Below are 22,628 nucleotides of genomic sequence, written 5' to 3' on the forward strand. Positions count from 1 at the left end.
TTGCTTATTATCCGCCAAAGGCTTAGGGTTCTACCAGTCAATTCCAGCTTGGACAAGCGGCATGGTTCTCGGCGGCAAACGCATCCTCCTCATCATCTCCGGCGGCATCGCGGCCTATAAGAGCCTCGACCTGATCCGGCGCCTTCGCGAGCACGGCGCCTCGGTCCGGCCGGTGATGACAGCGGGCGCGCAGCAGTTCGTCACGCCGCTTGCCGTTGGGGCACTCGCGGCCGACCATGTGTTCACCGACCTGTTTTCACGGCAGGACGAGCAGGATGTCGGCCATATCAGGCTGGCGCGCGATTGCGACCTCGTGCTGGTGGCGCCTGTCACCGCCGACCTGATGGCGAAGATGGCCAACGGACTGGCCGACGATCTCGCCTCAACGGTGCTGCTCGCCACCGACCGGCCGGTGCTTCTGGCGCCGGCGATGAACCCGCATATGTGGAGCAATGCAGCAACCAAGCGGAACGTCGCGACGCTCAATAGCGACGGCGTCCATTTCATCGGGCCGATGTCCGGCGAGATGGCGGAAAGCCGCGAGGCGGGCGTGGGCCGCATGGCCGAACCGCTCGACATCGTCGCCTCGGCGGAGCGCTTGCTCGACACCAGCCCTAAGCCGCTTGCCGGGCGCAAGGCGATCGTCACATCGGGGCCGACGCATGAGCCGATCGATCCGGTGCGCTATATCGCCAACCGCTCTTCCGGCCGACAGGGCCACGCGATCGCTTCAGCGCTTGCACGACTTGGCGCGGATGTGACGCTGGTCTCGGGACCGGTGACCATCGCCGATCCCGCCGGTGTGAAGACCATCCATGTCGAGCGCGCCGAGGAGATGCGCGACGCGGTACTGACCTCGCTGCCCGCCGATATCGCGGTGATGGTTGCGGCCGTCGCCGACTGGCGCGTGGCATCCGCGTCCGATCAGAAAATCAAGAAGCATCCCGGTGAGTCCATTCCGACGCTGGCGCTGACCGAGAACCCCGACATCCTGAAGACGATCGGGCATCACACGTTGCGGCCGAAATTGGTGGTCGGCTTCGCCGCCGAGACGCAGGATGTCGACAGCAACGCGAAAGCCAAGCTGGAGCGCAAGGGCGCCGACATGATCGTCGCCAACGACGTCTCGCCGGCAACCGGCATCATGGGCGGTGTGCGCAACCGCGTGAAGATCGTCACCCGAGATGGCATCGATCAATGGCCTGATATGGCCAAGGAGGATGTCGCGACCAAGCTTGCGGAGATGATCGCCGAACGGCTCAGGCGGGGATAGCGACGGGAGCTGATTTTGCCGGCGCCGCGACTGGCTGGAACGGCGTGACGTCAAGGCCGCTATCGGTCAGCGTCACCGCGCTGCCATCCGGAATTTCCGCCCAAGCGTCGACATCATCATTGAGCGGCTCGGAGACGAGGCAATAGCCTTTGCCGACCGGAGACCCATAGAGCGTCGGCGCCTTGCGATCGGTCGCGTAGCGGATGGCATAGAGCGCGTTGCCATCGGAAAAGGCAGCCGTATAGCGCACCAGCGCGGAGCCGAGGATGTTTTCCGACAGACCCTCGACGAAACGGATCATTTCCGACATGGCCGCGATCGGCGTCTGGCGCAGGCCGAACTGGAGCGCCAAGAGGAACATCAGCTCGGAATCGGTGGTGCCGCCCCGCGCGTTGAAAAGATCGTCGTCGAGCATCGCCTCCATCGACCGGCGCAGGCGCTCGAAGCCCGCTATCTGGCCGTTGTGCATGAAGGACCAGTTGGCGAAAACGAAGGGATGACAGTTGTCGCGCCGCGTGCCGCCGCCGGTCGCGGCGCGGACATGGGCCAGGAACAGCGGTGAGCGGATCTGCCGCGCAATGCTTTTCAGGTTGCAATCCGACCAGGCCGGCAGCGTGTCGCGGTAACGGCCGGGCTCGGGGTGATCGCCGTACCACGCGATGCCGAAGCCATCGCCGTTCGTCGCTGTCTTGGCGCGGGTGGCGCAGTGGGATTGTTCGATCAGAGAGTGCGCAGGCGACGAGACGAGCTCCTCCAGATAGAGGGGTTCTCCGCGATAGGCTGCCCAGCGACACATGCTATTCACTCCGCAACCCGCCCTGATCGTGGCGGGACAATGCTGAAACGCATCGACGATTGTCGAATCCGATGGTTAATAAGAACTAAACAAGCATGTGGCTTGCAACCCGAACATGACGTTTTTCTGACATTGACGGCGATCAACTTCCGCAATGCAGCATTTTGTTTTGTGAACGGGGTTTTGAGCGGCCTGCGCGAACCGGGTGCGCACTGCCAGCATTGCGGGCGGTGTCTTGATGAAAATGAGGGAATGGCTTATATTCAAGGAGTGGAAGGCAGGTTGGCGCCTGCCTTCCACTTGCTTAGGCTTTGAAGTTGACCCGGACCTCGAGCGACCAGCTGGTCCGGGTTTTTCTTACCCTAAACGTGATGCTAAGTGGAGACCACATAGCTCACCTCCTTGTGAGAGGGCGAGGCCGATCGCCGCGGTCGAGGTTGCCCATCTTCCCCGATCCCGCCGGCTGGCGCGACGGACGCTGCTTTGCCACTCACGCTGCAAGCAATATCATCCCTTGGTTGCAATCTCCATTACCACCAAATTAGGCCTTGCATCCCGCTGAAATGCTCTTACCTTTCTTCTATCGGAAACAGAACGAAAGGAAGGTGATCCAATGTCTAATGAGATTTCGGACCTCGTAACGGGCTTGGAAGTGGTGATGAAGGCGAGGCAGCCCTCGCTCTGAAACCCGCCTTCCTGGGATCGCCATAGCGGTCCGGCCGGTTTTACAGGCCAAAACTCATGGAAAGGGTCGCTAGCGCGGCCCTTTTTCCGTTTCAGGTCGCTAATTGACCAAAGGCAATTCCATCGCTATTCATAAAGTCATCAGATGACTTTATGAGGCGCCTATGCAGCCGCTTTCGAAAACCAATCTCGCGGAAACCGCGACAGAGGCGATCCGTACCGAGATCCTTGCCAAGCGCTGGGCCGTCGGTGACAAGCTGCCGAACGAGGCGGCGCTGTCCGCCATGCTCTCCGTCAGCCGCGGCACGGTGCGCGAGGCCGTGCGTGTGCTCGTCTCGCAAGGCCTGCTTGAGACGCGGCAGGGATCGGGCACTTATGTGCTCTCGACCACCGACACCGCATTGCCGCTGACCATGGCGCGACGCGCCGGGCTTCGCGATATCTTCGAGGCGCGGTGCGCACTCGATGTCGAGGCCGCGAGATTGGCTGCACTACGCCACACACCACAGACGATCACGACGTTGCGCAAGCTGCTTGTCAGCCGCGGCAATTTCGACGGCGGCGACAAGATTGCCTTCATCGAGCGCGATCTTGCCTTCCACAAGGCGGTGATCGCCGCTTCCCAAAACCGCGCGATGATCGAGATCTACGACTTCTTTTCCGCCTCGATCGCCGAGACCATCGAGGCGACCCTGGGCGAGGATATTCCCGAACCCGACATGCAGGCCCACGCCGCCATCATCGACGCGATCGCCACAGGCGACGCCGGAAAAGCCGATGCGGCGGTGCGCGCCTTCATGGCTCCCGTAATTACAGCTCTCGACCGGATGATCCTTTCATGACCACGCCTTCGCAAGACGCCGCCCATCTTTACGATCACGCCGAGGAGCAGTTGATCGATGCGGAAGCAGACAGCGTGCCGCAACCGCAGCCGCCGATCGGAACGAGCGCGACGGGACGGTTCGTGCTCGGCGCCAGCCTGGTGTCGATCGCGTTCAACCTGCGGCCGCTGTTTTCCAGCGCCTCGACGCTGCTGCCCGAAATCCGCAGCGAGCTTGGACTGTCGGCGCTCGGCACCAGCCTGCTCACGACATTGCCGGTCGTCTGCCTCGGCGCCTTCTCGCCGCTGGCGCCGAAGCTCGCGCAGCGTATCGGCGCCGAGCGGACGCTGCTCGGCGTGCTCCTGCTGCTGGCGCTCGGAACGGCGCTGCGCGGTCTATCCTCCATCCCGCTTCTGTTTATCGGCTCGGCGCTTGCCGGCGCCTGCATCGCGGTCGGCAATGTGCTGCTGCCTGGTCTGGTGAAGCGTGATTTCGCCGATCGTGCGGCGCTGATGACGGGTTTCTACACGATGGCGCTCTGCGCGGGTGCGGCTGGTGCGGCGGGGTTCACGCTGCCGCTTGAGCGCGCCTTCGGCGGCTCTATGGCGGCGGCACTGGCGATCTGGGCGCTGCCTGCACTCGTCGTCGGCCTGATCTGGCTGCCGCAGGTGCTGTCGACGAAAGCGCAGGTGAAGCGCAGCGGCTTCTCCGTCGAGGGGCTGTGGCGGGACAGGCTTGCTTGGCAGGTGACGCTTTTCATGGGGCTGCAGTCGGCGCTTGCCTACTGCGTCTTCGGCTGGCTGGTGCCGATCCTGCGCGAGCGCGGCATGGATGGCGTCACCGCCGGCGCGATCGTTTCCGTGTCGGTTATGGTGCAGGCGGCGTCATGCTTGGTCGCGCCGCAGATCGCGGTGCGCGGCAAGGATCAGCGGGTGATCAACGCGGCGCTTTGCGGCATTGCCGTGGTCGCTTTGCTGGGTCTGCTCTTCGCGCCGCTTTCGACAGTCTGGCTCTGGGCGGTGCTTCAGGGGATCGGTCAGGGCGGGCTGATCGCGGCGGCGATGACGACGATCGTGCTGCGCTCGCGCGATCCGCATGTGGCGGCGCATCTTTCCGGCATGGCGCAATGCGTCGGCTATCTGCTCGCCGCCATCGGCCCACTCGTCGTTGGCCTTATCCGCGGCTGGACCGGGAGCTTTGCCTGGTGCGCGGTGCTGTTCGTGGCGCTCGGAGCGGGGGCCGCCATCAACGGCTGGAACGCCGGGCGGGCGATGCATGTGAATGCGCGAACGGTCGAGAAAGCCGCCGATTGAGGCCTTCACCATCTGTTGATGCCATTTGCGGCTGCGCCGATGCTAGGCTCCGCGCAAAGATGGCATCCGCGGAGGAACAGTCGTGCGCTTTCGATCCATTGTCCTGGCCACCGGGCTCACCGCCGCACTCGGCCCATCCCTGATTTATGCGCAAGACGCGGCGCGGCCATCCGCCGGATCGCGCGAGGGCGTGCTGAAGCTGCTGCCGGCGGATTCCGTTACCGAGCATGAGATCACTCTCGATGGCCGCAAGCTCGCTCATATCGCGACGGCCGGTACGCTCGACATGTTCGGCCAGGATGGCGCGCAGACGGCGGCGATCTTCTATACCGCCTATGTCAAGAAGGATGGCGGGGCCAACCGGCCGCTGACCTTCGCCTTCAACGGTGGCCCGGGCGCTGCCTCGGCCTTCCTGCATCTCGGCCTCGTCGGCCCCCGGATCGTCGACTTCGGACCGAAGGGCGATGACGGCGCGGAAGCTCGGCTGGTCGACAACCCGAACAGCTGGCTCGACTTCACCGATCTCGTGCTGATCGACCCTGTTGGTACCGGCTGGAGCCGGACGGTGAAGCCCGACGACGCCTCGAAATACTACAATGTGAACGCCGATGCGGAGAGCGTGGCCAAGGCGATCGCGCTTTATGTCACGCACAATAACAGGGCTTCCTCGCCAAAATATCTGCTCGGCGAGAGCTATGGCGGGTTCCGGGCGGCGAAGGTCGCGAGCGCGCTCAAGGACACGCAGGGCATCATCGTCTCCGGAGCGGTGATGCTGTCGCCGCTCCTTGAGGGGCAGCTGATGTTTGGCGCCGACGAGTTCGCGCTCGGCGCGGCGCTGGAACTGCCATCGCTGGCGGCAGCTCAGATGGATCGGCAGAAGGCATTCGACGAGGCGAAACAGCGTGAAGCGGAGCGGTTCGCGCTTGGCGACTACCTGACGACACTGGCGGGCGCGGCACCCACAGGCGATGCAGCAAAGGCGTTCTATTCCAAGCTCTCTGCCATGACGGGCATACCCGAGGATGTGGTCGAAAAGAACCGTGGCTTCCTCGGCAACGCCTTCGCCAAGGAGGTCGGCAAGAGCGATGGGCTGGTCGCGAGCCCCTATGACGCGGCCTTTACCACTCCCGATGCCTTTCCCGAGACCGCCGACGCAAGGGGTGACGACGCCATCCTTGACGGCTTCACCCGCGCCTATGGCGGCGCCTTCGCCGACTACGCCCGCAACGAGCTCGGCTTCAAGACGGAGATGACCTACTCGCTGCTCGACAGCGACATAAACCGCCAGTGGGAATGGGGTCGTCGCGGCGGCGGTTCGCGGCTTCAGGCAAGTGTGACCGGCGATATCAGGCAGTTTCTCGCCGCCGTTCCGAGCTTCCGGCTGCTGATCGCGCATGGCTATAGCGATCTCGTCACCCCCTATGGCGTCAGCCGCTATGTCGTCGACCATCTGCCGGCTTCGCTTGCCGCCAACCGGGTGGGGCTGAAGGTCTATCAGGGCGGGCACATGTTCTACACACGCAACGATCAGGGCGCCTTGTTCACCCGCGACGCGAAGGCCTTCTATGCGGCCAATGCCCCTGTGATGCCGGGAGATTGAGTGGCCTCGAATGTTCGCGCGAGCCGCCGCGAAGAGACCGCGATGACTTTTTAGGGTTGTCATCGGGCTTTGCTGCCACATTTAGACCACATGTCCTATCCAGCGCAGCCATCCCGAACCCTGAAGCCGCAGCAGGTTTCCGGGACCTCGTTTCTGTTCAATCTGCTCCGGTCCTCGGCCGCCGATTGGGCGCTGTTTCTCGATATCGACGGCACCTTGATCGATCTCGCCGACACGCCCGATGGCATTGTCGTGCCCCCTGCCCTGCCGCAGCAACTCGATCAGCTGTCGCGCAAGCTCGGCGGCGCCGTGGCGCTGGTAACCGGGCGAGCGCTCCCCTATGCCGACAAGCTGTTTACCCCCTACCAGTTTCCGATCGCGGGTCTGCATGGAGCGGAGCTGCGCCGCGCGGATGGACGGATCGAGCAGGCCGAGCCGACGGCGCAGTTCGAGACGCTGAAGGCCGAACTGCGCAAGGAAACGTCAGGCTTCGATGGCGTGCTGATTGAGGACAAGGGGGCAGCGGTTGCCGCCCACTACCGGCTCGCGCCGCAGCGACAGGCCGAGCTCGAGCCGTTGATGGAGACGTTTCTTGCCAAGGCCGGCGAGAACTGGACGCTGCAGCGCGGCAAGATGGTGCTCGAAATTCGTCCCGCCAGCGCCGACAAGGGGCATGCGGTGGAAACCTTTCTCTCCGAGGCGCCGTTCGCTGGCCGCCGACCGATCGCCATTGGCGACGACATCACCGACGAGGCGATGTTCCACGTCGCCAACCGGCTGGGCGGGCATTCGATCCGCGTCGGCGCACCTCTCTCCGGCACGGCCGCACAGCTGACGCTGCCGACCGCGGTCGCTCTCAGGGAACTCATCGCGCATCTCGCCGTTTGATGATCGCCACCTATCGATTGCCATTTTTGCGTACTGCCGTTTTTGAAAGGAATATTGCGTGAGCCGTCTTGTCATCGTTTCCAACCGTGTGCCCGTTCCTGAAAAGGGCGGAGCGGCAGCGGCGGCCGGCGGGCTTGCCGTGGCGTTGCAGGCCGCGCTCCAGCAGCGCGGCGGCATCTGGATGGGCTGGTCGGGCAAGTCGAGCGGCGACACCGAGCCGGGTCCCTTGCAGATCAGCGAGGATGGCCGGATCACTTATGCGCTGACTGACCTCACCGAAAAGGATGTCGAGGAATATTACTTCGGGTTCGCCAACCGCGTGCTCTGGCCGATCTGCCACTACCGGCTGGATCTGGCGGAATACGGCCGCAAGGAGATGACAGGCTACTTCCGCGTGAACCGTTTCTTCGCGCACCGCCTGGCGCCGATGCTGGAACCAGACGACACGATCTGGATCCACGACTACCACCTGATCCCGCTTGCCGCCGAACTGCGGCAGATGGGGGTGAAGAACCGCATCGGCTTCTTCCACCACATCCCCTGGCCGCCGGCGGACGTGCTTTTCACCATGCCTGTGCATGAGGAGATCATGCGCGGGCTTGCCGCCTACGATCTCGTCGGCTTCCAGACCGACCACGATCTCGAGAATTTCGCCGGCTGCCTGCGTCGCGAGGAGATGGGCGATGCGCTGGGAGACGGCCGCTTCAACTCCGGCGACAAGATCTTCAAGGGCGGCGCCTATGGGATCGGGATCGAGACCGAGGCCTTCGCCAAGTTCGCCCGCAAGGCCGTCAGCCACGCCATGGTGCACAAGGCGAAGGAGAGCATCATCGGTCGTGACCTGATCATCGGCGTCGACCGGCTCGATTACTCGAAGGGGCTGACGCAGCGCATCGACGCATTCGAGCGCTTCGTGCTCAACAACCCCGCCCACCAGCGCAACGTGACCTATCTGCAGGTAACGCCGAAATCGCGCTCGGAGGTTCCCGAATACGAGCAGATGCAGCGCACCGTGGCCGAACAGGCAGGCCGGGTGAACGGCGCGCTCGGCACCGTGGACTGGGTGCCGATCCGCTATATCAACCGCTCGCTCAGCCGGCCGATTCTGGCCGGGCTCTATCGCCTCGCGCGCGTGGGCCTCGTGACGCCGCTGCGGGACGGGATGAACCTCGTGGCCAAGGAATATGTCGCGGCGCAGGATCCCGAAGATCCGGGCGTTCTCGTGCTGTCGCGCTTCGCGGGTGCCGCCCGCGAACTGAAGGGCGCTCTTCTGGTCAACCCTTATGACATCGAGGGGACAGCCAACGCGATAGCGCGGGCGCTGAACATGTCGCTCGAGGAGCGCAAGGAGCGGTGGCAGCGGATGATGGACTATCTCACGGTCCACGACGTTTCGCGCTGGTGCGACGACTTCCTGCAGGATCTGGCCGCCTGATCTTCTGCCGCCTGAAAATAGCGATGTCAGAGACCGGCTTCGGCCAGCATCCAGGCGCCGAGCTCATCGCTCCCGGGCGTGCGGCCTTTCGGCTGCAGCAGAAAATAGCCGCGATCCGGCGCTTCCAGCGTCGGGCCGGCCAGAGAAAGAATGCCCGTGGACAGCAGCGTGTCGACGAGGCCCATCCAGCCGAGCGCCAGCCCCTGCTCGCCAAGCGCTGCCTGCACCACCAGCGAATAGGTGTTGAAGCTGAGATCGCCCTGCCCGGCAAAGGCCTCGCGCCCGACACCGAGTTCGGCGAAATAGCTGCGCCAATCGAACCAGGGCGATGGCACTGCCGTGTCGAGGTAAATCAGCCTTTTGCGGGCGAGATCGGCGGGCGTCTCAAACGGCCCGTTGCGCTCGATGAAGCCGGGGCTGCAGACGGGCGCCACCTTTTCCGGCAGCAGAAGCTTCGCGTCGCGGCCGAATTCGGCGCGAGTGCCGAAGACGACGGAAACGTCGCCTTCGCCCGAGCGATGCCGCTCCATGCGCTGCGTGGCGATGATCTGAATGTCCGTATCCGGATGGACCAGCCGAAACGCGTGCATGCGCGGGATCAGCCAGAGCGCGGAAAAGGCGTAGTCCGTATGCAGCCGGATCGAAGGACGCTCCTTTTCGCTGCGCAGCCTGCGGGTCAGCTGGTCGATCTCATCGACGCTTCTTGCGACCAGATCGAAAAGCCGTTGCCCCTCCGGCGTGAGCTCGACGCCGCGGTGCTGGCGCTTCAACAAGGTCACGCCGATCTGCTCTTCCAGCCTGCGGATCTGGTAGCTGACGGCGGGCTGGGTGAGGCCGAGCGCGCCAGCTGCAGCCGACAGGCTGCCGGCGCCGCCGATCTCAGCGAAAATGCGCATCCATCCGAGGTCGATCGGCCGCTCTGCCATAAAAAATCCTGTTGGGAACCATCGAAAAAAGCTGCCTTCACAGGGACGATGCTAGTGTTGTTCAATAAAACTATCAAATGACAAAAAAGGGGAAATGAGATGACAGCAGCTTCCATGATCCGCCGTCTTGCCGCCGGCGTTGTGCTTTCCGCTCTGGCCGTTGGGTCGGCCGCTGCCGCCGACGATGCATCGTGCAAGACGATCCGCATGTCCGATCCAGGCTGGACCGACATCACCGCCACCAATGGCGTGACTTCCGTGATCCTGACTGCGCTCGGCTACGAGCCCGACGTCAAGACGCTCTCGGTACCGATCGGCTACCAGTCGATGAAGAACGGCGAGATCGACGTCTTTCTCGGCAACTGGATGCCGGCGCAGAAATCCTTCATCGACGACCTCAATGCCGCCAAGGCGGTCGAGGTGATGAACAAGAACCTCGAGGGCGCGAAGTTCACGCTCGCCGTGCCGACCTATGTCGCCGACAAGGGCATCAAGGATTTCGCCGACCTGCAGAAGCATGGCGACGAATTCGGCAAGCAGATCTACGGCATCGAGCCGGGCGCGCCTGCCAACGGCAATATCCAGAAGATGATCGACGCCAACGACTTCGGCCTCAAGGACTGGAAGCTGGTGGAATCCGGCGAGCAGGCGATGCTGGCGCAGGTCGAGCGCGCCTCCAAGGACAAGGGCGCTGTCGTGTTCCTCGCCTGGGCGCCGCATCCGATGAACGAGAAGTTCCAGATCACCTACCTCTCCGGCGGCGATGCCTATTTCGGCGCGAACTTCGGCGGCGCCGAGATTTATACCCTGGCCCGGACCGGCTGGTCGGCGAAATGCCCGAACGCGGCCGCGTTCATGAAGAACCTGAAGTTCGACCTCAGCATGGAAAACGTACTGATGGGCTCGATCCTCGGCGGCGAGGATCCGAAGGCCGCGGCGACCGCATGGCTGAAGGCCAATCCGACCGCTATCGATCCGTGGCTGTCGGGCGTCACGACGCTTGACGGCAAGCCCGCCGCGGACGCAGTAAAAGCGTCTCTCGGCCTCTGATACCTCAAGGACACTAGAACAGCATGTCGCGCCCGAATTTTCTCATCCTGATGGTCGACCAGTATAACGGGACGCTGTTTCCCGACGGGCCGGCCGAGTTTCTTCATGCGCCGCATCTGAAAGCCCTGGCGAAGCGCTCCGTGCGCTTTGCCAACACCTACACGGCAAGTCCGCTCTGCGCGCCGGCGCGGGCTTCCTTCATGTCCGGGCAGCTGCCGAGCCGCACTCGCGTCTACGACAACGCCGCCGAATTCGCCTCCGATATCCCGACCTTCGCGCATCACCTGCGCGCGGCCGGCTATCACACCGCGCTCTCGGGCAAGATGCACTTCGTCGGCCCCGACCAGCTGCACGGCTTCGAGGAGCGGCTGACGACCGATATCTATCCGGCCGATTTCGGCTGGACGCCTGATTACACCAAGCCCGGCGAGCGCATCGATTGGTGGTACCACAATCTGGGCTCGGTGACGGGCGCTGGCGTGGCCGAAATCACCAACCAGATGGAATATGACGACGAGGTTGCCTACAACGCGACCCGCAAGCTCTACGACCTCTCGCGCCGGCAGGACGATCGCCCGTGGTGCCTGACGGTGAGCTTCACGCATCCGCACGACCCCTATGTGGCGCGCCGCAAGTTCTGGGATCTCTATGAGGATTGCCCTCACCTCGATCCTGAAGTCGGCACGATCCCGTTCGAGGAGCAGGACCAGCATTCGCAGCGGCTCTTGAAGGCCTGCGACTACGACGCCTTCGAGATCACCCGCGAACAGGTGCGCAACGCCCGGCGCGGCTATTTCGCCAACATCTCCTATATCGACGAGAAGGTCGGCGAGCTCATCGACGTTCTTGAGCGCGGGCGGATGGCCGAGGATACCGTCATCCTCTTCGTCTCCGACCATGGCGACATGCTGGGCGAGCGCGGTCTCTGGTTCAAGATGTGCTTCTTCGACGGCTCCGCGCGGGTACCGCTGGCAATCGCAGCGCCCGGCTGGGAGCCGAAGCTGATCAGCCAGCCGGTCTCGACGCTCGACGTGACGCCGACGCTGGCGGCGCTTGCGGGCATCGACATCACCAAGCTCAAGCCCTGGACCGACGGCGAGGATCTGACGCCGCTCGCCACGGGAACCGGCGGACGCGGGCCGGTGCCGATGGAATATGCGGCCGAGGGCTCGATCGCACCGCTGGTCGGCCTTCGCGACGGCAAGTTCAAGCTGACGCTTTGCGACAAGGACGCGCCTATGCTGTTCGACCTCGACGCCGACCCGAAGGAATTGAAGAACCTCGCGAATGATCCCGCCTATACGGATACGCTGGCGCATCTGACCGCGCAGGCGGAGAAGCGCTGGAACCTTGCGAGCTTCGACGCCGCCGTGCGCGAGAGCCAGGCGCGGCGCTGGGTGGTCTACGAGGCGCTGCGCAACGGCGCCTATTATCCCTGGGACTACCAGCCGCTGCAGCGCGCCTCGGAACGCTACATGCGCAATCACATGGACTTGAACGTGCTGGAAGAAAACCAGCGCTATCCGCGCGGCGAGTAAGACCCAAGAAAGAGAATCGAGCGCACGGGACCCAGAAGGATGAAATTTTAGCGATTATGTAGCGAAACAAAACAGATACTTGCGGTATCCATGGCGCCGCCAACCGCTCTATCCACCCTCGGATCAAAGGGCGTTTCATTCATAGCTAGTCATGGATTTGAGCCGACATGGATACGTTTGTAAGTTTTATTCAGAAAATTTTTCCGTGGTTCTTGAAAGAACCCACATTCCTGGGTGCGATCGGCCTTCTATACATTGTTTTCAAAGCACTGAATCAAACTGATCTCTCCTTCAGAGCGAAGGCATTGGAAACTGAGGGAGGATTGCCAAAACTTTATCGATTGCACGACAATATCTACCTGTTTTGCTTCCCGGTCATGTTGACCGTTGTCACGCTCGCAGTTGGGCTTAAACTTTCGGCACCTTTCACCGAAACGATCGCCGCAGCAATCACAGGTGGAATTCTAGCCTTTATACTCATACTAATGGCCACAACAGCTGGGCCCTCCGGCAGCAAAAGAAGATTGCTCGTTCTCGCAGCTTTGTTTTTGATCGGGCTGCTTATCGACCTGTATCTGTACGGCGGAATTGAATTTTTACTCTGGTTGCTTGTTCCAGCATCTATAATAGGCCTTGCAGGGGCAATCCTCTATCGACGAATTTCAAAAGTCTATCAAATTTACAAAAACAAACAGGAGCTTATCCTTGTATTAGGCGCACTTTACAACATGGCGATTTTGGGCCTCATTCTTTATATGTGCGCGTTGTGGTTTCACGCATCGGTCCAGCAATAACAGGCAAAGCCCATCCTACTTTGAAGATAAACAGCCCGCCTATCACGCCGCCTTGGCGACGTGATATTCCTTGATGGCGACCATCTTGATCGCGGGGAAGCGTTCAGATTCGTAGCGCAGCGAGAAGCTGTCCTGCGCCAGGAAGACCGGGTCGCCGTCGAGGTCGCGGGCGATATCGCCGCGCTTGACGTTCAGGAATTTGTCGAGCTCGGCCGGCTGGTCAGACGAGATCCAGCGGCAGACGGAGAAGCGCGACATTTCGAACGAGACCGGCAGCGTGTATTCGGCCGACAGGCGCTCCTTCAGAACATCGAGCTGCAGAGCGCCAACGACGCCAACGATAGCCGGCGAACCATCTTCCGGAGAGAAGAGCTGCACGACGCCTTCTTCCGCCATCTGCTGCAGGGCTTCCTTGAGCTTCTTGGCCTTCATCGCGTCTTCCAGGCGCACGCGGCGTAGGATTTCCGGCGAGAAATTCGGCACGCCCTGGAACACCAACGCCTCGCCTTCGGTCAGCGTATCGCCGATCCTGAGCGTCCCGTGGTTCGGGATGCCGACGACGTCGCCGGCAAAGGCGGTGTCGGCCAGCTGGCGCTGCGAGGCGAAGAAGAACTGCGGCGCTGTGAGGCCGAGCTGCTTGCCGGTGCGGGCAAGCCTTGCCTTCATGCCGCGCTCCAGCTTGCCGGAGCAGATGCGGGCAAAGGCGATGCGGTCGCGGTGGTTGGGGTCCATGTTGGCCTGGATCTTGAAGACGAAGGCGGTCATCTTGTCTTCGGCGGCGTGGACGGTTCTGATATCGGCGACCTGGTCACGCGGCGGCGGAGCGAAGTCGCCGAGCGCGTTGATGAGATCGCGGACACCGAAATTGCGCAGCGCCGAGCCGAAGAAGACAGGCGTCAGGTGGCCTTCGAGGAAGGCCTTGCGGTCGAATGGACGGCAGGCTTCGATCGCCAGTTCCGTCTCCTCGACGAAGGCCGAGCGCTCGTTTTCCGGCAGCCGGTCGGCGACCGCCTGCGGGCCGTTGACCTTTGTGGGCGTCACTTCCGTATCGGAGCCGCGCACGGTGTTGTCGGCCAGGTGATAGGAGCCGCAGAAGGTCTTGGAGCGGCCGATCGGCCAGGTGACCGGGGCGGTATCGAGGGCCAGCTTCTCCTCGACCTCATCCAGGATCTCGAAGGGATCGCGGCTTTCGCGGTCCATCTTGTTGATGAAGGTGATGATCGGGATGTCGCGCATGCGGCAGACTTCGAAGAGCTTCAGCGTTCTGGGCTCGATACCCTTGGCGGCGTCGATGACCATGACGGCCGCATCCACCGCCGTCAGCGTGCGGTAGGTGTCGTCGGCGAAGTCTTCGTGGCCTGGCGTATCGAGAATGTTGAAGACATTGCCTTCATATTCGAAGGTCATCACCGAGGTGACGACCGAGATGCCGCGCTCGCGCTCGATCTTCATCCAGTCCGACCGGGTCTGGATGCGATCCTTCTTCGCCTTGACTTCGCCGGCGAGCTGAATGGCGCCGCCGAACAGCAGCAGCTTTTCGGTCAGCGTCGTCTTGCCCGCGTCGGGGTGGGCGATAATAGCGAATGTGCGGCGGCGGGAAACCGCCTCGGCGAGACTTTCGGCCATGCTATGAATCCTGTGGAGTTGCGGCGTATCTAGCGATTTAGGCGCCGCTTTGCAATTGACCTTGGCCTTGCGGGGGCAAAGTAATGGCGCATGACCATTCACACCGATACCCGCCCGACCCTCAATCTCCTGCGTCTCACCCATGGCGAAGGCATCGAGCTGCCCGCCTATGAAACCAAGGGCGCCGCCGGCATGGACCTGCGCGCCGCCGTAGACGACGGTGCGCCGATGGTGCTTGCGCCGGGCCAGCGGGCGCTGGTGCCGACGGGACTGATCTTCGAGATCCCCGAGGGCTTCGAAGGCCAGATCCGCCCGCGCTCCGGCCTCGCCTTCAAGAACGGCATCACCTGCCTCAACACACCAGGCACGATCGACAGCGATTATCGCGGCGAAGTGAAGGTGCTCCTGATCAATCTCGGCGAGGAGCCGTTCGAGATCACCCGCCGCATGCGCATCGCCCAGATGGTGATCGCGCCGGTGACGCAGGCGCGCGTCGCCGAGATCACCGAGGCGAGCACCACGGCGCGCGGCGCCGGCGGCTTCGGCTCCACGGGCGTGTGATGGAAAAGGCGACCGATAGCTCCGGCCTCACCTTTCGGCAGGACTATTTTGCCGACGACAAGGCTTGGTCGGCGCTGGTGTCGCTGCTCTCTGATACATTCGGTATCGATCTCGACCCGCTGAAGCGCCTCGGCGGCGCCGATCCCACCAGCATGCCCTTCGGCTGGTTCGACGAGACCGGTCTTTTGGCCGCCAATCTCTCTGCCTTCGCCATGCCTATTGTCATCAACGGCCGCGAAATCAACGCCGCCGGCCTGCAATCGGGCGCCGTGCGGCCGCCCTGGCGTGGGCGCGGGCTTTATCGCGACGTGACCCGAAAGGCGCTCGACTGGTGCGCGGTCCAGGGCTTCGAGGCTATCGTGCTCTATACGGACAAGCCTGATCTCTACACGCCCTATGGCTTCCGCTCGCTGCCGATGCATCTTTATGCCGGCGCGGCGCCGGAGCCTGTCATGAGCGCCCAGCCGGCGCGGACGCTCGACCCATGGAATCCCGAGGATCTTGCGCTGCTGCAGCGGACGCTGAAATCCCGCACGCCGGTGTCAGACGCTCTGGCGGTCTGCGAGAGCGCGGCGATGTTCCTGATCAACACGCAGTTCGATCCGGATGTGCGGCTGAGCTGGCTGGAGGACCGGCAGGCGGTGATCGCCTGGAAGGTGGGGGACGACAACACATTCGTGCTGTCGGATGTGATTGCTTCGACCATTCCGCCGCTTGGGGCCATCCTCGGCGGACTCGGCATTGCGCCTCTAGCGGTCGAGGTTCTGTTTTCGCCGGACAAGCTCGGCTGGCAGGGCGAGGCGCGGCTGATCGACGGCGGTACGCAATTCATGATCCGCACCGATCTCGACATCAGTCTCGACCGGCCGGCGATGCTTTCGCCGATGGCGGATTTCTAGGCTTTCAGCTCAGCGGCGGCAGGCGGCGCTTTACCGGCGAGGCCTTCACCATCGACGTGCTGGTCTCGGCCTTTTCCGCGACCTTGTCGAGGATCGTGTCCAGCTGCGCCATGGAGCGGACGACGAGGCGGGCGACGAAGCAATCATCACCGGTGACCTTGTCGCATTCGACGAACTCCGGCGTCTCCTGAATGATCCGCTCCACCACATGCAGCTGCCCCGGCAGCGGCCGGACGCGGACGATCGCCTGCAGCGGATAGCCGAGGGCCGTGGGATCGATATCGACGGTGAAGGCGGAAATGACGCCGCGCTCCTCCAGCCGGCGCAGACGCTCGCCGGCACTGGGCGACGAGAGACCGGCTGCCTGCGCCAACTCCTTCAGCGACATGCGCGCATCGGCGGCCAGCGCCTCGAGAATGCGGCGATCAATATCGTCGAGATCATTGTTAGGTTGAACGCTCATTTCGCCTCACGATGAAAGGTGAAATCCGCCATCTGACGCTTCACGATTATATAAATGGTGTCGCCGTCGCAATATCCTTGCTCTCAATAACGGGAGACGGGAATGCAACAGGATATCCGCAGCGGCAGCATGCAGATGACAGCGGCGATGCTGATTTCGGGGACGATCGGCTGGTTCGTCGTGATGTCGGGCCAACCGGTCAGCGGCGTCGTCTTCTGGCGCTGCCTGTTCGGGGCGATCAGCCTGCTTGTCGTCTGCGCGGCGATGGGATTGCTGAAGCCCGGGACGATCGGGCTGCGTGCCTTTACGATCGCGGTGTTCGGGGGTGTCGCCATCGTGTTCAACTGGCTGCTGCTCTTCGGCGCCTATGGGCATACGTCGATCTCGGTCGCGACCACCGTTTACAATACGCAGCCCTTCATGCTGCTCGGGCTCGGCGCCCTGTTTCTCGGCGACCGGATCACCGCGGCGAAGCTGTTCTGGCTGGTACTGGCATTCATCGGCATGATCGGGATCGTCGAGGGCAAGCCGCAGGTGGCGGGCGCGGGCGGCGATTATGCCATCGGCATCGCCATGGCGCTGGGCGCGGCCTTCTTCTACGCACTGGCGGCGCTGGCCGCGAAATGGTTGAAGGGCACGCCGCCGCACCTTATCGCGCTGATCCAGGTTTCGGCCGGCGTGGTGATGCTGGCGCCGATGACGGACTTCTCCGCCCTGCCCTATGACAGCGCGACGTGGTCGCTGCTGGTGACGCTGGGCGTCGTGCATACGGGGCTGATGTATGTGCTGCTCTACGGCGCGATCCAGAAGCTGCCGATCCACCTGACCGGCGCGCTATCCTTCCTCTACCCGATCGCGGCGATCGTCGTCGACCGGGTCGCCTTCGGCCACGCGCTGCAGCCGCTGCAGATCGCCGGCGCCGCCATCATTCTTCTGGCGGCGGCGGGCATGAATCTTGGCTGGACGCCGGCACGGCTGAAAGGTGCACTGCGGGGCGTCCGGGCCTGAGCCTTGGACCAGAAAGCGGCGATTATTTCGCCTGGCGGGTGATCTCGAAGAGGAACCAGTGGCGGCGCTCCGCCTCGTCGATCCAGTTTTCGAGAAGGCTTGTCGTGGCGACGTCGTTGTGTTCGGAGCAGACGTCGTGGGTCTCGCGCATCAGCGAGATCAGTTGGCGGTTATCGTCACGCAGTTCGGCCAGCATGTCCTCCGGCGTCACGTAGTCGGCGTCGTTATCGGCCAAGCGCTGCAGGCGGCCGATGTGGCCGATGGAGCGCAGCGTCGTGCCGCCGATCTTGCGGGCGCGCTCGGCCATCTCGTCGGTGATGGCGAAGATCTGCTCTGCATGCTCGTCGAGCAGCAGGTGATAATCGCGGAAATGCGGGCCGGACATGTGCCAGTGGAAATTCTTGGTTTTGAGATAGAGCGCGAAGGTATCGGCCAGAAGCGCTGCCAGCGCGCCCGAGATATCCTGGATGGCGTTGCTCTTCAGATCGGTCGGGGTTGCGAGGGCCGCGGTCTTGCGCTTTTCGACGGGTGTCGACATGAAATTTTCTCCTTCGCCAGATCGGCGTGATACGGGTGCCGGAACGGGTTGCGTCCCCCATGTGGCCGACAATTCCGGCTCCGGCTGAGGCCAGACATCCGCCACCAACCGAGAACTAGAACCGCGACCCGAGGCGTCAATAGCAGACGCCCGTGACAGAATGCCCGCGCCGGAAATCCGCCCCGTTGAGGCTACCCAACGGCCTGTTGAAACGGCCCGGCAAGAGGCGTAGAACACAGCCGATTGGGAGGCTCACATGTCGTTCACCGCACTCTTCGCCTATGCCGCGGCGCTGTTCATCGCCGCCGCCATTCCCGGCCCCGGCATCACCGCCATCGTTGCCCGCGCGCTGGGCTCGAACTTCCGCGAGACCTTCTTCATGGGCCTTGGGCTGGTGCTCGGCGACATGACCTATCTCACCGCCGTGATCCTTGGCCTCGCCTTCGTGGCGCAGACCTTCACCGAGGTGTTCATCGTCATCAAGATTCTCGGCGCGCTCTATCTCGGCTATATCGCCTACAAGCTCTGGACCGCGGGCCTCCTGCCGCAAGACATCGCCGCGAAGAAATCCAGCAATATCGGCATGAGCTTTCTTTCCGGCCTGCTGGTGACACTCGGCAACCCAAAGACGATGCTCTTCTACGTCGCGCTGGTGCCGACGCTGATCAGCATCGACAGCGTCGGGATGCGCGAATACGGCCTGCTGCTTTTGACCACTTTCGTCGTGCTTCTGGTGGTGCTGATCCCCTATATGCTGCTGGCATCGCGGGCGCGCACGCTGCTGAAGCAACCACGGGCGCTGCAGGCGCTGAACAGGGTGGCGGCGAGCATCCTGGCGGGCACCGCGGCCTTCATCGCCACCCGCGCGGCCTGAAAAAATCATCCGCTAAACCGTGGTTCGCAAAGGGTTTTTTCTCTGAACCACAGGGTTGGCGGGTGAAGCTACTCTGGCCGACCACCGGCTTAGACCCTATTCTCACTCTATATTTCATCAAGGGAGCCTTATCATGTCGAAGAAACCGGGCCGCGGCCGCATCTACTCCTCGATCACGGAAACGATCGGCGATACCCCGATCGTTCGACTGGACAAGCTCGCGAAGGAAAAGGGCGTGAAGGCCAACCTTCTGGCCAAGCTCGAATTCTTCAACCCGATCGCCTCGGTCAAGGACCGCATCGGCGTGGCGATGATTGAATCCTTGGAAGCGCAGGGCAAGATTTCGCCAGGCAAGACGACGCTGGTCGAGCCGACCTCGGGCAACACCGGCATCGCGCTCGCCTTCGCCGCCGCCGCCAAGGGCTACAAGCTGATCCTCACCATGCCCGAGACCATGTCGGTCGAGCGCCGCAAGATGCTGGCGCTGCTCGGCGCCGAGCTGGTGCTGACCGAGGGGCCGAAGGGCATGAAGGGCGCGATCGCCAAGGCCGAGGAACTTGCCGCGACGCTGCCCGACGCGATGATTCCGCAGCAGTTCGAAAACCCCGCCAACCCCGAAATCCACCGCAAGACGACCGCCGAGGAGATCTGGAACGACACGGATGGGACGGTCGATATCCTGGTATCGGGCATCGGCACCGGCGGAACGATTACCGGCGCCGGCCAGGTGCTGAAGTCGAAGAAGCCCGAGATCAAGGTGATCGCCGTCGAGCCGGAGGAATCACCGGTTCTCTCGGGCGGCCAGCCGGGTCCGCACAAGATCCAGGGCATCGGCGCTGGCTTCGCGCCCGCCATCCTCGACACCCACATCTATGACGAGGTAGTCACCATCAATAGCGCGACCGCGCTCGAAACCGCCCGCCACGTCGCCCGCCTCGAAGGCGTGCCGGTCGGCATCTCCTCGGGCGCGGCCCTTGCCGCCGCGATCAAGATCGGCTCCCGCGAGGAAAACGCGGGCAAGACTATCGTCGTGATCATCCCGTCGTTCGCCGAACGCTACCTCTCGACGGCACTGTTCGAAGGCCTCGGCGGCTGAGGATCGGGCTGAAGCGTGTCGCGGTTCCCAGCATCCGCACTTCACGCTTTACTTCGTTATCAAAAGGGCGCTTCGGCGCCCTTTCCACTGTCGCCCCCCGCCAACCTCCTAACGTAAGCAAGCCACCCTATGCTGTTGATCGTCGGAACCATCCGCCTCCCCCATGAGAACCTCGCGCTCGCACGCCCCGTGATGCAGCGCATGGTGGAGATGAGCCGCGCCGAAGACGGCTGCCTGGATTATTCCTACGCTGAGGACGTGCTCGAGCCCGGCCTCGTTCACGTCACCGAACGCTGGCGCGACCAAGCCTCGCTCGACCGCCATTTCCAAACCGCGCACCTAAGCGACTGGCGCGCCGCATGGCCAGCACTCGGCATTCATGACCGCAAGCTCCAGAGCTACGAGGTCGGCGCACAGCGCGAGACCTGAGGCACCGGACTACTGCGCTCCGGCAAGGCAGCGACGACGTTCCGACTGCCCGTCCGCTTTCGCTCGCCCCCTCTCCTTCATGCCACCGCCGTCAACCGCTCGCCCGCCATGCGGTAGGAGATCGCCTCGGCCAAGTGGATGCGGCCGACCATCTCCTGGCCGTCGAGATCGGCAAGCGTGCGGGCGACCTTGAGGACGCGGTGGTAGCCGCGGGCGGAGAACTTCATCTTTTCGGCGGCGTCACGCAAAAGCTGCAGGCCGGATGCATCGGGGGCCGCGTAGGTCTCGATCATGGCGGTGGAGCAGCGAGCATTGGTGCCGGTCTCGCCGAGGCCGGCGGCGCGGAAGCGGTCTCGCTGCAGATCACGGGCGCGGGCGACACGGCGGGCGACGTCGGCGCTCTTTTCGGCCGGCGCCGGGCGGATCAGGTCGAAGGCGGAGACGGCGGGCACGTCGATCCTGATATCGATGCGATCCATCAGCGGGCCGGAGATGCGGGCCTGGTAATCAGCCATGCAGCGCTGACCACGGGCGCAACTATGGCCGGGCTCACCCGCCATGCCGCAGCGGCAGGGGTTCATGGCCGCCACCAGCTGGATCGTGGCGGGATAGCTGACGCGGTGATTGGCCCGCGCAATGATGCACTCGCCGGTTTCCAGCGGCTGGCGCAGCGCATCCAGCGCCTGCGGCGAGAACTCGGGAAACTCGTCCAGAAAGAGCACGCCGTGATGGGCAAGCGACGCCTCGCCAGGACGCGCTCGGAAACCGCCGCCGACAAGGGCCGCCATGGTGGCGGAATGGTGCGGGGTGCGAAACGGCCGTCGATCGGAGAGCTTGCCGCCGGAGAGCTGGCCGGCGATCGAGTGGATCATCGAGACTTCAAGCAGCTCGGCGGCCGAGAGCGGCGGCAGGATCGACGGCAGGCGGGCGGCGAGCATCGACTTGCCGGAACCTGGCGGCCCGACCATCAGCAGATTGTGCCCGCCGGCGGCCGCCACTTCCAGCGCTCGCTTGGCGCTCTCCTGGCCCTTGATATCGGCGAGATCGGGAAGATTGGCGGCGGTGGCGCGGATCGACGGCTCGGGGCGCGAGAGCACTTGGGTGCCACGGAAATGATTGGCGAGCGCGATCAGGCTGCGGGGTGCCAGAATATCGAGCTCGGCGCCGGCCCAGGCGGCCTCGGGGCCGCTTTCGGCCGGGCAGATCAGGCCTTTCCCCATCGCGTTGGCGCCGATCGCGGCCGGCAGCGCGCCGTTGACGGCGGCGATCGTGCCGTCGAGATTGAGTTCGCCGATGACGACATAGCCTGAAAGCGCGTCCGCCGGAATGGCGCCGAGGGCTGCCATCAGGCCGAGTGCTATGGGAAGATCGAAGTGGCTACCTTCCTTGGGAAGATCGGCGGGGGCGAGGTTGACGGTGATGCGCTTGGCGGGGAGCGCCAGGCCGGAGGCATGGAGTGCCGCATGCACCCGCTCGCGGCTTTCGGCCACCGCCTTGTCGGGCAGGCCGACGATCTGGGTGATCAGCTTGCCGGGCGCGACCATGACCTGGACCTCGACCGGAACCCCTTCTATGCCCTGGAATGCAACCGTGCTGACGCGTGCCACCATGCCCAACCCCTCGGCCCAGATCCCTGTGGTGCAACCCCTTGCACCTGAAACCGCGACCCATCATGGTCGCGGATTGCAATCTGGCATAGAAATTGGAATGAAACAAGAACAATAAATGAACAATTGCGCGCCATTGATGTGGCGTGGTTGTGGCGGGTTGTATGGGTGGAACAAAGGTGGGGAGGAAGAGGATCGCGACGGCAGTTTCGGCGTTTGGGGCTACGGGGCCAACGTAGTGCGAGTGATCCACGCACGTCGAACTCGTTGCGGCGTGCTTAGATGCTCGGGACAGGCCCGAGCATGACGGTGGAGGGTTGGGTGGACGTCGCCTCCCCAACACTGAAATGGCGCTAAGCGACTGAAGAGTAAAGGCTTTCCTCAGTCGCGGCGTCATCCTCGGGCTCGT

Annotated in this window: 22 protein-coding genes; 16 read left to right on the plus strand and 6 right to left on the minus strand. The window is 63.4% G+C overall.

Annotated elements, in window-relative coordinates; genetic code table 11:
* Positions 1–61 precede the first annotated feature (61 nt).
* Complete coding sequence (coaBC, locus tag B3605_RS13905) at positions 62–1,273, plus strand: bifunctional phosphopantothenoylcysteine decarboxylase/phosphopantothenate--cysteine ligase CoaBC (RefSeq protein WP_112945225.1); 1,212 nt, start codon at positions 62–64, stop codon at positions 1,271–1,273.
* On the opposite strand, the gene B3605_RS13910 is transcribed toward coaBC, so the two are convergent.
* A complete protein-coding gene (locus B3605_RS13910; protein ID WP_112945224.1) occupies positions 1,260–2,069 on the minus strand; it encodes a class II glutamine amidotransferase in 810 nt (269 codons plus the stop codon). The genes coaBC and B3605_RS13910 overlap by 14 nt on opposite strands.
* Positions 2,070–2,108: 39 nt before the next feature.
* Here B3605_RS13910 and B3605_RS13915 point away from each other — a divergent pair, with 39 nt between their 5' ends.
* From B3605_RS13915 to otsA, 6 genes are all read left to right on the plus strand, one after another.
* Positions 2,109–2,384 (plus strand): hypothetical protein, encoded by a 276-nt coding sequence (locus B3605_RS13915; RefSeq protein ID WP_162725192.1) that lies wholly within the window; start codon positions 2,109–2,111, stop codon positions 2,382–2,384.
* 533 nt (positions 2,385–2,917) lie between these two features.
* Entirely contained in the window at positions 2,918–3,595 is a 678-nt protein-coding gene (locus B3605_RS13920) for a FadR/GntR family transcriptional regulator (RefSeq protein ID WP_112945223.1), read from the plus strand.
* Positions 3,592–4,887, plus strand: coding sequence for a CynX/NimT family MFS transporter (locus B3605_RS13925; RefSeq protein ID WP_296434522.1), 1,296 nt, complete (start codon positions 3,592–3,594; stop codon positions 4,885–4,887). Before B3605_RS13920 ends, B3605_RS13925 begins: the two co-directional genes overlap by 4 nt.
* Before the next feature lie 82 nt (positions 4,888–4,969).
* Positions 4,970–6,487, plus strand: a complete 1,518-nt coding sequence (locus B3605_RS13930) for a S10 family peptidase (protein WP_296434524.1) — start codon at positions 4,970–4,972, stop codon at positions 6,485–6,487.
* 90 nt (positions 6,488–6,577) lie between these two features.
* Positions 6,578–7,375: a trehalose-phosphatase gene (otsB, locus tag B3605_RS13935; protein ID WP_112945220.1), complete on the plus strand. Its 798-nt coding sequence runs from the start codon at positions 6,578–6,580 to the stop codon at positions 7,373–7,375.
* Between the two features lie 58 nt (positions 7,376–7,433).
* Positions 7,434–8,810 carry an alpha,alpha-trehalose-phosphate synthase (UDP-forming) gene (otsA, locus tag B3605_RS13940; RefSeq protein WP_112945219.1) on the plus strand — a complete coding sequence of 459 codons (1,377 nt, stop codon included), beginning with the start codon at positions 7,434–7,436 and terminating at the stop codon, positions 8,808–8,810.
* Positions 8,811–8,836: 26 nt separating this feature from the next.
* On the opposite strand, the gene B3605_RS13945 is transcribed toward otsA, so the two are convergent.
* Positions 8,837–9,736 carry a choline sulfate utilization transcriptional regulator gene (locus B3605_RS13945; RefSeq protein WP_296434527.1) on the minus strand — a complete coding sequence of 300 codons (900 nt, stop codon included), beginning with the start codon at positions 9,734–9,736 and terminating at the stop codon, positions 8,837–8,839.
* A 99-nt stretch (positions 9,737–9,835) separates the two neighbouring features.
* Here B3605_RS13945 and B3605_RS13950 point away from each other — a divergent pair, with 99 nt between their 5' ends.
* The 3 genes from B3605_RS13950 (at position 9,836) to B3605_RS13960 (ending at position 13,118) form a co-directional block, all read left to right on the plus strand.
* Positions 9,836–10,786 carry a choline ABC transporter substrate-binding protein gene (locus tag B3605_RS13950; RefSeq protein WP_112945217.1) on the plus strand — a complete coding sequence of 317 codons (951 nt, stop codon included), beginning with the start codon at positions 9,836–9,838 and terminating at the stop codon, positions 10,784–10,786.
* A 23-nt stretch (positions 10,787–10,809) separates the two neighbouring features.
* Entirely contained in the window at positions 10,810–12,324 is a 1,515-nt protein-coding gene (gene betC / locus B3605_RS13955; RefSeq protein WP_112945216.1) for a choline-sulfatase, read from the plus strand.
* Between the two features lie 167 nt (positions 12,325–12,491).
* The gene (locus B3605_RS13960) at positions 12,492–13,118 is read left to right on the plus strand and encodes a hypothetical protein (protein WP_112945215.1); all 627 of its coding nucleotides are present in this window, start codon (positions 12,492–12,494) and stop codon (positions 13,116–13,118) included.
* Between the two features lie 42 nt (positions 13,119–13,160).
* On the opposite strand, the gene B3605_RS13965 is transcribed toward B3605_RS13960, so the two are convergent.
* Positions 13,161–14,744: a peptide chain release factor 3 gene (locus tag B3605_RS13965; RefSeq protein ID WP_112945214.1), complete on the minus strand. Its 1,584-nt coding sequence runs from the start codon at positions 14,742–14,744 to the stop codon at positions 13,161–13,163.
* Positions 14,745–14,834: 90 nt separating this feature from the next.
* Here B3605_RS13965 and dut point away from each other — a divergent pair, with 90 nt between their 5' ends.
* Both dut and B3605_RS13975 read left to right on the plus strand, forming a co-directional pair.
* A complete protein-coding gene (dut, locus tag B3605_RS13970; protein ID WP_296434530.1) occupies positions 14,835–15,305 on the plus strand; it encodes a dUTP diphosphatase in 471 nt (156 codons plus the stop codon).
* Complete coding sequence (locus B3605_RS13975; RefSeq protein ID WP_112945212.1) at positions 15,305–16,204, plus strand: GNAT family N-acetyltransferase; 900 nt, start codon at positions 15,305–15,307, stop codon at positions 16,202–16,204. The genes dut and B3605_RS13975 overlap by 1 nt, the downstream gene beginning before the upstream one ends.
* Positions 16,205–16,208: 4 nt before the next feature.
* On the opposite strand, the gene B3605_RS13980 is transcribed toward B3605_RS13975, so the two are convergent.
* Positions 16,209–16,667: an Lrp/AsnC family transcriptional regulator gene (locus B3605_RS13980; RefSeq protein WP_112945211.1), complete on the minus strand. Its 459-nt coding sequence runs from the start codon at positions 16,665–16,667 to the stop codon at positions 16,209–16,211.
* A 102-nt stretch (positions 16,668–16,769) separates the two neighbouring features.
* On the opposite strand from B3605_RS13980, the gene B3605_RS13985 reads away from it, so the two are divergent.
* Positions 16,770–17,675, plus strand: coding sequence for a DMT family transporter (locus tag B3605_RS13985; protein ID WP_112945210.1), 906 nt, complete (start codon positions 16,770–16,772; stop codon positions 17,673–17,675).
* 22 nt (positions 17,676–17,697) lie between these two features.
* Here the strand turns inward: B3605_RS13985 and B3605_RS13990 are convergent, their stop codons facing one another.
* Positions 17,698–18,213, minus strand: coding sequence for a Dps family protein (locus tag B3605_RS13990; RefSeq protein ID WP_018902719.1), 516 nt, complete (start codon positions 18,211–18,213; stop codon positions 17,698–17,700).
* Between the two features lie 256 nt (positions 18,214–18,469).
* Here B3605_RS13990 and B3605_RS13995 point away from each other — a divergent pair, with 256 nt between their 5' ends.
* From B3605_RS13995 to B3605_RS14005, 3 genes are all read left to right on the plus strand, one after another.
* Positions 18,470–19,087, plus strand: coding sequence for a LysE family translocator (locus tag B3605_RS13995; RefSeq protein WP_047506924.1), 618 nt, complete (start codon positions 18,470–18,472; stop codon positions 19,085–19,087).
* A gap of 133 nt (positions 19,088–19,220) precedes the next feature.
* Positions 19,221–20,183, plus strand: a complete 963-nt coding sequence (cysK, locus tag B3605_RS14000) for a cysteine synthase A (protein ID WP_112945209.1) — start codon at positions 19,221–19,223, stop codon at positions 20,181–20,183.
* A 129-nt stretch (positions 20,184–20,312) separates the two neighbouring features.
* On the plus strand, positions 20,313–20,612 hold the full coding sequence (locus tag B3605_RS14005; protein ID WP_112945208.1) for a putative quinol monooxygenase: 300 nt from the start codon (positions 20,313–20,315) through the stop codon (positions 20,610–20,612).
* A 77-nt stretch (positions 20,613–20,689) separates the two neighbouring features.
* On the opposite strand, the gene B3605_RS14010 is transcribed toward B3605_RS14005, so the two are convergent.
* Positions 20,690–22,222, minus strand: a complete 1,533-nt coding sequence (locus B3605_RS14010; protein WP_113168694.1) for a YifB family Mg chelatase-like AAA ATPase — start codon at positions 22,220–22,222, stop codon at positions 20,690–20,692.
* Positions 22,223–22,628: the final 406 nt, after the last annotated feature.

This window comes from Rhizobium sp. UBA1881 (assembly GCF_002338015.1).
Taxonomy (GTDB): Bacteria; Pseudomonadota; Alphaproteobacteria; order Rhizobiales; family Rhizobiaceae; genus Rhizobium.